The sequence below is a fragment of the Tychonema sp. LEGE 06208 genome (assembly GCF_015207505.1).
GTDB lineage: Bacteria > Cyanobacteriota > Cyanobacteriia > Cyanobacteriales > Microcoleaceae > Microcoleus.
This window is the reverse complement of record NZ_JADEWT010000042.1, coordinates 35964-47242: the sequence shown is the minus strand read 5'-3', so window position 1 is coordinate 47242 and position 11279 is coordinate 35964. Positions and strand designations below refer to the sequence as shown.

The following is an 11279-nucleotide window of genomic DNA, read 5'->3' as shown; positions in this document are numbered from 1 at the left end:
TTGGTAAAATGGAGGTAACATTTTCTATAGATGGGGTTGTTTAACGATATTGACCCCATCTTTTTTTACCATAAATCGGTCAAACCTTTGTTAGCTATGGGTTTTAACGGGGTTGTCACCCCGTCAGCCTTAGCCTTTTTTGCAGAGGTTTTTGAACTCGGCAAAGTTTGAATAAGACTTACGAATCAAGGTTCAGAAACCGGGGTTTTTACGAAAAGACGTGTGGTCATCCGTAGATTCGGTAAAAACCCAGTTTCTTTAGTGGGAGTGAGTCCAGGAGTTTTTAACTCCTACGAATCAGGTATGATTTGACAGAAATTTAGCTAGGACTTGAGAAAAAACCGGATTTCTTGAAGGCATTAGTGCCGCAAGTAGCGGACAGAAACCCGGTTATTTAGTTTTTCGCAGTGCGGAATTAATTCCGCACTACAAACCGTTTTTATTTCAGTTCACAACCCCCCGGAAGATTGCATCAATGCCAGCAAAATTGTCTAACAGCAAATAGGCGAGGAAGGCTCCGCTGGTACCGCCCATCACCAAACCGCCCCGGAATAAACTCCAATCTTCCGGCGTTTTGTGCCAGTAAAGAAATTTACCTGCTTCAATCTTCCGATTCTCGTAAATCGAAAGGCCCGTTGCCAAAATCAACACCAATGCCAGAGTTACCAGCAATGCTGCCAGAGGTGCTAAACCTTTTTCTTGTAAAGGCAGCAATACTGCAAAAGCTCCTACTAGGAAATAGCCGTGAGCCAAGCTAACTTCCAATCCCCTGACTATGGGAGACAATCCTTTGCGGTAAATCGGCAAATTCCGCAAAAAAGTTACAGTCACATCGGAAAAACTAACTGCTGTTGCTGCCGCAGGTTGAGCTTGCATCTGAGGCGATTTTTCAACCTTGTTAGCAGTTGCAGTTAGAAATTCGCCCGATCGAAAATCAAACCCCGCCGCCTTTGTGCGAACGCGCAGCGCGTGCCAGATGTGACCCGAAAGCGCCAAAATCGCTAACACAAAATGGCTTGTTGCGAGCCAAGTCCGCGAAGAAACAACCGCTGCATCCGAGCCGCTCAAACCCACAGGGCCGTAGAAAACCTCTGGATAAACAGTGTCATTTACGGTAACAAAGTAGGCGGCCAAAAAGCCCATATAAGCCAGAGCGCCCAAACTGTAAGAAAGGTAAGCTTCGCCAGACCAAAACAGCACTCGCTGGGCCCACGCAAAAGGCTTGGTGAAGATATGCCAGAAACCGCCAAGAATGCAGAGCAAGCCAACATAAATGTGACCGCCGACAACATCTTCTAAGTTGTCAACTGCTGCCATTCCTTCCGGGCCGCGCACTGGTAAAAGATAGCTAAAAATGCGGGCAGGATTCAGCGTTGGTTCGCTAATTATCCGCACGTCGGCAACGTGGGGATCGTAAAGACCGCCCCAAAATAGGGCTTTTGCCACCAACAACCAAGCACCAGTACCTAATAGCAATAGGTGAATGCCGATGATGGTTGTCATTTTGTCTTTGTCTTCCCAGTCGTAGCCGAAGGAACCAAAGAATGTTTTGTTTTGCGGCAATACTTTCGGGCCGAGCAAGGAATGGTAAAGGCCGCCGGCACCGAGAACTGCGGAACTAATTAGATGCACAACTCCGATCGCAAAATAGGGATAGGTATCAACAATTTGACCGCCTGCTCCTACTCCCAAACCCAAACTTGCCAAATGCGGCAGCAGGATTAAACCTTGGTCGTACATCGGCAACTCTGGGTTAAAGTTTGAAAGTTCAAACAGAGTCATTGCCCCGGCCCAGAGTACGATCAAACCGGCGTGAGCGACGTGAGCTCCCAAAATTCGTCCTGAAAGGTTAGTGAAGCGGGCGTTACCTGCCCACCAGCCGTACTCGTTTTCTGAGTTTTCCGGCTCTGGAATTAAATTCTGATCTGCTATTGCTTGCATTTTCGCTTTCCTCCTGATGCGGTTAACTGGCTGGACTGGCTGCAACTTTATTTCCTTCGGGCTGGATGTCTTCGCGCATTGCTTGCACGACTTTGCCTTTGCGGAAATCAAATCCTGCCGATCGCAAAGCGTGCCAGAAATGGCCTTGCAGAACGAAGAAGGCGAGCCAGAAATGGGTGTTAGCCAACCAGACGCGGGAGGTCAGCATTCCTTCGCTGTGAAAATAGGGGAACTGCTCGAAGCCAATTTTTAAAGTTGGCCCGTAGAATTCCTCTGGGTAAGCAATGGTGTTGACTGAAACAAAGTAGGCTGCGATGAAACCCATTAAGGCTAAGGCACCGAGACTGTAGGAGAGGTAAGCTTCTCCCGACCAGATGAACAGGCGTTTTGCCCAATCAAAAGGTTGAGTGCGAATGTGCCAGAGGCCGCCGGCAATGCAGAGGATTCCTACCCACATATGTCCGCCGACAACATCTTCGAGATTGTCAACAGAGGCGAGCCAATGCGTGCCACCTGCACCGAACAGGTAGCCGAAAATCACGGCGGGATTGAAAGTGGGTTCCGAAATTATCCGCACTTGCCCGATCGTGGTATCATATAAACCACCGAAATACATAGCTTTGGCCACCAACAAGAAGGCACCGACACCAAGCAAAACTAGGTGGATGCCCAAGATGGTGGTCATTTTGTCTGCGTCTTCCCATCTGTAGCCGAAGAAAGGAGTTTTTTCTTCGAGGGTGGCGGGTCCTTTGAGGGAATGAAAGATACCGCCGAAGCCGAGAAAGGCTGAGCTAATTAGGTGAATTACACCAATCTGAAAGTACGGATAAGTATCGACAATTTTGCCTCCGGCACCAACTCCAAAGCCGAGTCGGGCTAGGTTTGGCAACAGGATTAAGCCTTGTTCGTACATGGGAAATTCTGGGTTGAAACGGGAAAGCTCAAATAGGGTATAAGCTCCCGCCCAGAGGACGATGAGGCCGGCTTGGGCGACGTGGGCGCCTAGCAAACGACCGGAAAGGTTGATTAAGCGGGCGTTGCCGGCCCACCAGGGAAAGGTTTCTCCTTCGGCTGGGAAGGATTTTTTTGCCATGCTTGTCACGGGGCGATTTACCTCTTGTGAAAGATGTCAGTTGAGTTTTAAGCGCTTGCGGCTTATTGATATAGATAATCAACAATTTTAGAAGTTTCGTCAAGGGCTATTTGATAAAGTTTTTCACTTCTTTTGGTTAAGATATGTAACTTAACGGTGTAAAGTATCGTCAAATCGAGCCTTTAACTGGTTTTCAGGCTCGATGGCAAGTTTGCCCGTGATTGGCAAAAATAAAGATTAGATCGAATTTGAAGATTTTATTGATAAATAGTCTTACTAAGTCTATTGTTGTTTAAGTAGCTATCTCATCCTCTCGGAAAAGACAAGGTGGCAGAACAAATCCGGTACTTTCTTCTGGGTCAGCTTCGATCGAAGTGGGACTAAAAGACGGTGCGGGATTGTTTTTTCTCAATTAAGAGAATTAATACCAGCTAATGGCTATTTCTTGGCATATTCATCTCAAACTCCAAACCACAAAGCCTGAGAGCGTTTGCTCTCAGGCTTTTCTATCGAAATTTTTAACTGCTTGTGGAATCTGGCGCGCCCGTTCAAGCAGAGGATTTGCTTTCCTCGGCGACTTGCTCGTTGCTGGGCAATTCGAGGCAATAACCGGCCCCGTATACGGTTTTTATGTACCGAGGATGGCGGGGATCGGGTTCCATCTTGGTTCTCAGGTGTCTGATGTGTACGCGAATTGTTTCGATGTCGTCGTCTGGGTCGTAGCCCCAGACTTCTTTGAGAATTTCGCTGGGAGAGACTGTTTGACCGTGGCGCTGCAGCAAGCAGTGCAGCAACTCGAACTCTAGGTGAGTCAGTTTGACGGTATTAACGTACCAAACAGCTTCAAACCTTTCGGGGACGAGGGTCAGCGGGCCGTAATTCAGGATTTCGGAGTGTTTGGCTGCTTGGGGGATGCGGTCTGTGCGCCTCAGCAGGGCTCGCACTCGCGCTAGCATTTCTTCTAGTTCAAAGGGTTTGGTCAGGTAGTCGTCGGCGCCGGAGTTGAAGCCTTCTACTTTGTCTTGAGTTTGACTTAAGGCTGTCAACATCAAGACGGGTATGTCGGATGTGCGATCGTCCCTCCGCAAACGCTGACATACTGTGAATCCGTCTACTCTAGGCAACATCAGGTCTAGGACGATCAGATCCGGCAGCAGTTGTATTGCCAGTGCCTGACCTTTGATGCCGTCTTCTGCCTGGGTGACTTCGTAGCCAGCCATTTCTAGGTTGACGGCTACCAGTTCGGCGATCGCCGCGTCATCATCAATAACAAGTATCCGAGGCATCATCATTTATCTCACCGCTAACCAGATGGCTGAGACTACAGCATTCTGGGGGTTCCAGCTAACTTTAACGAACAATGTTTTAATCTTAAGCTTCATTAAGAGCGTTGCGAATTTTGTAAATATTCTTGTACTAATTATAAGCCCTATGGAGCACCTATCAAAAAAATGTTCGCCAAAAATCCTTCTGAGGGCAGATTTTTTTACTGGCCGAGAGGTTAAATTTTGGTCGGATGCGGGCGGGTTTTGCAGGGAGTTAGCTGCGATTTGATGTGAGATTTAAGATTTCAGAGGCGATTCTGGCTTGACGGGCCGATCGATGTAACTGTATTTACAACTGTCGAAATGGGAAATGCCAATATTTTTGGTAGGAATTTGCCCTAAAGTTGAGCGGTTGAGCCTAGAAATTGATAGTGGCCGATATCTGGCGGTGCAATTCCTCAACCTTCTAATTGCTGCTGTGCGGCTTGAATGTGAATTGAAGCGAGATGTATTGGGAATAAAACTTTGCTTTCCCACTTTTGGATGCAGGTAAAATCGATGTCGGTTTGCTGTCGCATTTGTCGATCGACCTGTTTCGCGATCGAGCTTGTTTTGCCTCTATGATATCAAAAAATAGTCTGAGCCTTTGAGTTTAAGGTTTCCCACGATCGATCGCCCAAAAACTCTAAATTTTGTTAACTTTATTAAGTTGAGTTAAAAAAAATTTCTTTTTTTTTTGATGCCTAGGGCTTGCTTTTGAGGGCTATTGACGGTATAATGTAATAATGGAACTATGACTATTTATAACAAAAAAACTCAATATTCCCATTATTGAATGGTATCATACAAAAGTCAAAAGATCAACCCCCAAACCTGAAAAAATTGGGCATTTTTTAATTATTTGAAAAAATAAAAATTTATTGAAGCCGCGACACAAAGGAGAAAAACTGCTAGCAAAGCTAGTGAGGCGGAGCGGGTTGAGTATTGTTGCTGGGAAGAGTAGGCTTAGAGTCTAATTTTTGGAAGTAAAGAGCGCCGATGGTGGCTAAAAATATTGTATAACCAATAGCTTGCAAAAGATAGATTCGATCTCTGTATCCAAAGAGTGCTTTGAGAATAACTCCGGGAAACTGCCGATCGGGCAAAACTCCTGCAGCATTCCACACCATAGGGCCTAAAATACAAGAGTGCAGTGCTGCGGTGCGATCGTAAAACACACAAATCCCTGCATACTTGCTATCCATCTGCGACAAAATAGCAGCAGCTTGGTCAAAATGCTTGAGTGCAGATACCGCCAAACCCGCCACAATTAACAGCAACAAAATTCCCATAAACTTGAAAAACAGGCGGATATCAATTTTGACTCCCCACTTGAACAACAGCGCCCCAATGATTGTCGCCCCAGTCAAACCGCCCAAAGCGCCTAAAGCGGGACTCAAACCCTGTTGAAATTGAGCGCTAACAAACAAAACTGTTTCAAAACCTTCGCGCAGTACCGCAATAAAAATTAAACCAAATACGCCCCAGCCGGCCTGAGTATTTTCTCTTAAAGCTGCTGTAACTGCTCCTTCAACTTCTGCTTTGAGAAACCGCGCTTGCTGAGTCATCCAAATTAGCATCCAGCTTAGCATGGCGATCGCCACAACTCCCAAGACGCCTTCTAATAGCTGTTTGATTACCGGTGCGTAAGGCTGATTAGATGTTGATAGGGCCGCGAGTAACCCATTGAATAAAACACCAACCAAACCGCTAGCAGCAATGCCGGCTGCGACACCTGCATAAACCCAGGAATTGAGGTTACTTTGCTCGGCTTTTTTCAAACAAGCGAGAACAATTCCCACGACTAAGGCTGCTTCCACGCCTTCGCGCAGGGTAATTACAAAAGTCGGTACGGCTTCGCTAAAAATCATTTTTTTATAACTGCTAATTTCTAGTTAGTTTTTAATCCTTAGTTTTTAGTAACTTTGCTTTTACCGCTGCTAGAAGATCCAATTATTGAACCGCGAAGACGCTAAGGACGCAAAGGAAGAGAAGAGAAGGATCGGCTATTTTTAAGGCGCAGCATTTCTGTTTTGCTTTTATATGATTGCTGTGCCCGCTCGCTAAATATACAACTTTTTCGAGCGGGGACAGCATTCCTAAAAAATGCTTTTTACTCTCCGAAGATATGCTCTATCTTAAGGCGGTTGGGGATTAACTAAGGACTAATGACTGAGGAATGCGCTCTATTACTTCTCTTAACTGAAATCCCTCAGCATTTTTTTCAGTTCTACTTGGTGCAGTTCTTCTTGACCGATCATGTTGCGGGCGTATTCTTCGAGATAAATGCTGGAGTCTGTCACTACTTCAAGTAAAGATTTATACTTTTTGAGGGCTGTTTTTTCGTGATTTAGACTTTCTTCCAACAAATCTTTTACCGAATGTTTGTATGTTTCTTCGATAGTCGCAATTTTTTGCGTTGGATGCCCTTCTAAGCCAGTAAGAATTTCTCCGGCTTGTTGCGCGTGGAGCAGGGATTCAGTTGCTTGTGCTTTAAAAAATTGCACGATGGGGATGCGGTTTGGACCTGTCACCATCAGTGCATAGTGGGTGTAGCGCACAACCCCTGCTAGTTCCCATTCCATGATGGTGGCTAGAAGTTCTTGGGTTTTTTTATCGTCAAGTTCTTTCATTTGTTGTGTTTGATTTAGAATGCAATGAATGACAATATTTAGGATATCATGTTTCTTGATTGAATGGATTTTTGGCAAAAAGTGTTTTTTTTAAAGGCCTAAAGCGGTAGGGTGCGATCGATCGCGCCTTACCGCTTTAGGCCTTTGACTTTTGTCCTAATTTCAAGAAAAAGTTTCCCAGCAAGGCGCGCGCCGCGCAGCTTACCGGACAGTTTTTTGTCTCAATTAGGGGTTGACTTCCAAGACTCCATTAGGAGCAAACACTACGGTAAATTTGGCTGCGGGTACTGCACCGCTGTTACTCTGAGTTTGGGAAGTCTGCTGCACAGAAGGTAGGGGAGTTTCTTGGGTGAAATCTTTGGCTGGTTGATTGAGCGGCTCGAAATTTGCGATCGCCCCATCAAGACTCGCAGTCACGCGATACACTAGATTTTGTGTGAAGGTAGGCTTAGTTTGCCAATCTGGATCGATGCGATCGTACACTTTGATAGCTAATTCATCTAGTTTAGCGCGATCGGTAATTTCTGCTATCTGATTAGTCCCATTCACCGCCTGAGTTTCTGGCTGGCCTGCTGATACAGGTACAGCTTGCACAGTCTTATCTGTACCGCTCTGGTAATAGCTGTTTAAGTAGACTGATTAGTAAAAGGCACAACATCAGAAGACTTTTCAGGCAACTTTTTTTGGCTGTCAGCAACTACCGCCGGCAGCGCACCGCTACTGGTAATAGCTGGTTGGGCGGGCTTATCAAAACTCCGAACATCTGCTGCAGTACCATCAGGATTTTTCAACTCTGGTGTCCAAGACTTGACGTAAATACCGCGAAACTTTTCTTTTTGCGCTACGCGAAACATCGCGATGGGATAAGTCACACAAAAAAGAGTGAAAACTCCCACACAAGCCCAAACTATTTTGTGCATCTCCCTGGCTGGGAGCGGCTTATTTTTTGTTTGGGCGTTGCTGATTTACGGTATGAAAGGCTAAATATGCAAGTCATAGAAACCAGAATCCACAAAATTTCTGAATTTTCAACTTATTTTTTTCATACCCTGATTAAGCAACCCTGTTGGGAAAATTACTTGATAATAATTGCATTAGTTTTTTGAATATCTTGAGAATGCCCGCAGTGGGGGACGAGCCGATCGCACTTTGCGCGATCGACTGCAGCCAAAATATTGCTGACTATATTAAGTGGCAATAATTCGAGCTTTTTCATTTTTCCAACACCCACTAATTGGGATTTGACTAGCTTTCGGGCAATTGTACTGCGACTGCGGTCAAAAAGTTAATGCAATTTATTCTCAAAAGTTGAGAATAAAACCAATTGAGAATTTTCAGTTAATTCTTTATATTTTTTTAATCTTTTGCTTGACCAACCCAAAAACGGATGTTAAATCGGGCAAGAAATATTAATAATTTTTATCAAAAAGCTGGCAGGTGCGGGCTGTAGGTATAAAATTCGATTAATTGTTAAGAATTACTTAATCTCCGATCGCCCAGGAGTGAAAATTATGGCGGTTTGTTGCCTGCATCCTTGTAACAGAAGCGATCGCCCGCCACGAATTGCCCGCTAAAGAAGAGCATCACAGCCCCCCACCAATCCCCCCATAGGGCATAGTAAAGTTTTGTAAAAAATAGTTGACTAAAGGGTTGGGAGTTCTCTTGTTTGGGATATATCGATGCACATACCTGATGGTTTTCTGTCACCGCCCGTAGCTATTGTCACCGGCGTAGCAAGTGCAGCAGTAATTGCAGTTGCCCTAAGTCGAACCCGCACCAGTCTGGGATCGCGGCAAGGCCCAATCATGGGATTAACTACAGCTTTCGTGTTTGCAGCCCAGATGATCAACTTTCCCGTAGCCGGCGGCACCAGCGGGCACTTGTTGGGAGGGGCGCTGGCATCCGTGGTTTTGGGGAGCCCTTGGGCGGCAACTTTGGCGATGAGCACGGTTTTTATCATTCAAAGCGTCTTGTTTGCCGACGGGGGCATCACCGCCTTGGGTGCGAATATTTTTAACATGGGGCTAGTGGGCATTTGGGTTGGCTGGTGGCTGTTGCAGCCGTTGCAGCAACTCTTGGGAGGTTCCAGAAATCGCTTGCCCCTAGCTGCGGGTATTGCCGCCGCCCTCAGCGTCGTTGCTGCTTCTATTTGTGTGGCGATCGAACTAGCAATTTCTGGTACAGTACCGCTGAATATCGCATTACCCGCAATGGTAGGCGTACATATTTTAATTGGCATTGGCGAAGGGATAATTACAGGCGGAGTTTTAACTTATCTCATCAAAGTTCGGCCGGATTTATTACCGGGAGAACAGCCACAATTGCAGAAATGGGTAGCGCCAGTAGTAGGGGTTTTATTAATTTCGGGCTTGCTTTCGCTGTTCGCTTCAAGTTGGCCCGATGGGTTAGAAGCTGTAGCGGAAAAATACGGTTTTAAAGATAAAGAAGCTGTGGCGATCGAAAATCCTACTCCCTTCGCAGATTACACAGTTAAAGGATTAGAAGAACAGCCGATTGGTACCAGCATTGCTGGAGTTGTGGGATCTGCAATCTGCTTCGGCGCTGCCTTTGGTATTGCTCAATTGGTCAAACCGAAAGATGCTTAAACTCTCGATACCTTTTCGATTGCGGTTATCTCTGATAATTGTAGTCGGCATTGGTTTTATGAAGACTGGCGCTTGGCTGTGGCTGGGGATTTATGGGGCGATCGCACTTTTTTGGTCGTTGTGGCTGAGAGCACCGCTGCGAACCCTATTACAACTGTTAGGAGCAGAATTAATTTTTCTGTCATTGTTAGTATTGCCGCAAAGTTGGGAACGCGCTAGTTTTCTATTGCTGCGTTCCCTAATTTGCCTGCTAATTATGAACAGTTTTCTGCTAACTTTGCCGCCCCACAGTTTCGGAATCGCCCTCAAAGGATTACCCCTACCAGCAGGTTTGCAAGAAATAGTTCTTTTAGCAGGACAATACTTAGAAATCTTGCTAGCCGAAGTCAACCGCATGAAAAGATCCGCGCAACTCCGAGGCTTATCCGGTACGGGAGGATGGCTGCGCTACGCCAGTGCTTCCATGATCGGAGCACTTTATTTGCGAAGTCTCGATCGCGCAGAAAGAGTACACGCAGCCATGCTAATTCGCGGCTATCAAGGAAGTTTGCCCACCGACTCAAAATCAACACCAAAACAGCGACTGTGGCTGACACTCGCGATTTTAACCGCAGCGGGATTAACAATAGCTTCTTACGGTAATTGGTAATTAGTCATTGGTCATTAGTCATTGGTCATTGGTCATTAGTCATTGGTCATTGGTCATTAGTCATTAGTCATTGGTCATTAGTCATTAGTCATTAGTCATCAGTCATTAGTTGTTGTTGATTTAAATGTTTTTTTACTTTCCCCTTCTCCCCTCTCTGCGTTCTCTGCGCCCTCTGCGGTTAAAAACTCTTAATCATAAAATCGAGGTAAATAAAAATTGACTAATCTCAAATCACCGCCAACCATTGAAGTGCAAGACCTAGTATTCAGCTATCCCCAACAAAAGCCAGTATTGCGGGGAATTTCCTTTAGTTTGCAACCAGGGGAAAGAGTAGGCTTAATGGGTTTAACAGGGGCTGGAAAAAGCACCTTACTCGAAAATTTAATCGGCTTAAAAATGCCTCAATCCGGCGAAATTAGAGTGCAGGGAATCAAGCTGGAACAGGCGACTTTATCGCAAGCGCGGAAGCAAATAGGATTTTGTTTTCAAGATGCTAACGACCAGCTATTTATGCCGACTATTTTAGAGGATGTGATGTTCGGGCCGCGCAATTATGGAGTGTCGCCTGGGGAAGCGCGCGATCGAGCTTTAGATTTATTAGACGAATTCGGTTTAGTCGAATTTGCCAACCGTTCGGCCCACGAACTTTCCGGGGGTCAAAGAAGGTTAGCAGCCTTGGCAGCAATTTTAGCATTAAAGCCTGCAATTTTAATCTTAGACGAGCCGACTAACGGACTAGACCCCTCGTGGCGCAGGCGTTTGGCTAAAGTTTTGTCGCAATTGCCGATCGAGGTAATTTTAATCGCGTCCCATGATTTGAATTGGATCGGAAAAACGACTCAAAGGGCGTTAATTTTGGCGGATGGTGAGATTAAAATTGACAGAGAAACTGAAGATTTGCTAAAAGACCAATCAACTCTTGAAAGTTATAATTTGCCGCCCGATTGGTAATCGGTCATTAGTTTGTAGGGTGCTACAACCTCAGACTGTAAATTGCGAGATCAAAGGAGGCAGAGTCTCCGGCTCTGCATTACCAGGCTCTTCCTGGTAAGG

11 protein-coding genes are annotated in these 11279 nt (G+C 45.7%); 3 read left to right on the top strand and 8 right to left on the bottom strand.

Features of this window, described 5'->3' with window-relative positions:
• Window positions 1-444 precede the first annotated feature (444 nt).
• From IQ263_RS13260 to IQ263_RS13225, 8 genes are all read right to left on the bottom strand, one after another.
• Window positions 445-1941, bottom strand: a complete 1497-nt coding sequence (locus IQ263_RS13260) for a chlorophyll a/b binding light-harvesting protein (protein WP_194067837.1) — start codon at window positions 1939-1941, stop codon at window positions 445-447.
• A 22-nt stretch (window positions 1942-1963) separates the two neighbouring features.
• The gene (locus IQ263_RS13255) at window positions 1964-3034 is read right to left on the bottom strand and encodes a chlorophyll a/b binding light-harvesting protein (protein WP_194067840.1); all 1071 of its coding nucleotides are present in this window, start codon (window positions 3032-3034) and stop codon (window positions 1964-1966) included.
• A gap of 548 nt (window positions 3035-3582) precedes the next feature.
• A complete protein-coding gene (locus IQ263_RS13250) occupies window positions 3583-4320 on the bottom strand; it encodes a response regulator transcription factor (RefSeq protein ID WP_194011399.1) in 738 nt (245 codons plus the stop codon).
• Between the two features lie 938 nt (window positions 4321-5258).
• Window positions 5259-6209: an FTR1 family iron permease gene (locus tag IQ263_RS13245; protein WP_194067836.1), complete on the bottom strand. Its 951-nt coding sequence runs from the start codon at window positions 6207-6209 to the stop codon at window positions 5259-5261.
• A gap of 327 nt (window positions 6210-6536) precedes the next feature.
• Window positions 6537-6971: a ferritin-like domain-containing protein gene (locus tag IQ263_RS13240; protein WP_194067835.1), complete on the bottom strand. Its 435-nt coding sequence runs from the start codon at window positions 6969-6971 to the stop codon at window positions 6537-6539.
• A 225-nt stretch (window positions 6972-7196) separates the two neighbouring features.
• Entirely contained in the window at window positions 7197-7565 is a 369-nt protein-coding gene (locus tag IQ263_RS13235) for a hypothetical protein (RefSeq protein ID WP_194067834.1), read from the bottom strand.
• Between the two features lie 32 nt (window positions 7566-7597).
• A complete protein-coding gene (locus IQ263_RS13230) occupies window positions 7598-7843 on the bottom strand; it encodes a hypothetical protein (protein WP_194067841.1) in 246 nt (81 codons plus the stop codon).
• A gap of 203 nt (window positions 7844-8046) precedes the next feature.
• Window positions 8047-8187: a hypothetical protein gene (locus IQ263_RS13225; RefSeq protein WP_194067833.1), complete on the bottom strand. Its 141-nt coding sequence runs from the start codon at window positions 8185-8187 to the stop codon at window positions 8047-8049.
• A gap of 463 nt (window positions 8188-8650) precedes the next feature.
• Between IQ263_RS13225 and IQ263_RS13220 the strand changes: the two genes are divergently transcribed.
• From IQ263_RS13220 to IQ263_RS13210, 3 genes are all read left to right on the top strand, one after another.
• Window positions 8651-9577: an energy-coupling factor ABC transporter permease gene (locus IQ263_RS13220; RefSeq protein WP_194067832.1), complete on the top strand. Its 927-nt coding sequence runs from the start codon at window positions 8651-8653 to the stop codon at window positions 9575-9577.
• A complete protein-coding gene (locus IQ263_RS13215) occupies window positions 9570-10226 on the top strand; it encodes an energy-coupling factor transporter transmembrane component T family protein (protein ID WP_194067831.1) in 657 nt (218 codons plus the stop codon). The genes IQ263_RS13220 and IQ263_RS13215 overlap by 8 nt, the downstream gene beginning before the upstream one ends.
• Before the next feature lie 216 nt (window positions 10227-10442).
• A complete protein-coding gene (locus IQ263_RS13210; RefSeq protein WP_194067830.1) occupies window positions 10443-11177 on the top strand; it encodes an energy-coupling factor ABC transporter ATP-binding protein in 735 nt (244 codons plus the stop codon).
• The last annotated feature ends 102 nt before the right edge of the window (window positions 11178-11279 follow it).

What these genes read in the sequence shown, in the direction of transcription:
- IQ263_RS13225 (WP_194067833.1), bottom strand. Translation starts at nt 8,187, where the DNA reads ATGAAAAAGCTCGAATTATTGCCACTTAATATAGTCAGCAATATTTTG.
- IQ263_RS13215 (WP_194067831.1), top strand. Translation starts at nt 9,570, where the DNA reads ATGCTTAAACTCTCGATACCTTTTCGATTGCGGTTATCTCTGATAATT.
- IQ263_RS13220 (WP_194067832.1), top strand. Translation starts at nt 8,651, where the DNA reads ATGCACATACCTGATGGTTTTCTGTCACCGCCCGTAGCTATTGTCACC.
- IQ263_RS13240 (WP_194067835.1), bottom strand. Translation starts at nt 6,971, where the DNA reads ATGAAAGAACTTGACGATAAAAAAACCCAAGAACTTCTAGCCACCATC.
- IQ263_RS13260 (WP_194067837.1), bottom strand. Translation starts at nt 1,941, where the DNA reads ATGCAAGCAATAGCAGATCAGAATTTAATTCCAGAGCCGGAAAACTCA.
- IQ263_RS13245 (WP_194067836.1), bottom strand. Translation starts at nt 6,209, where the DNA reads ATGATTTTTAGCGAAGCCGTACCGACTTTTGTAATTACCCTGCGCGAA.
- IQ263_RS13255 (WP_194067840.1), bottom strand. Translation starts at nt 3,034, where the DNA reads ATGGCAAAAAAATCCTTCCCAGCCGAAGGAGAAACCTTTCCCTGGTGG.
- IQ263_RS13250 (WP_194011399.1), bottom strand. Translation starts at nt 4,320, where the DNA reads ATGCCTCGGATACTTGTTATTGATGATGACGCGGCGATCGCCGAACTG.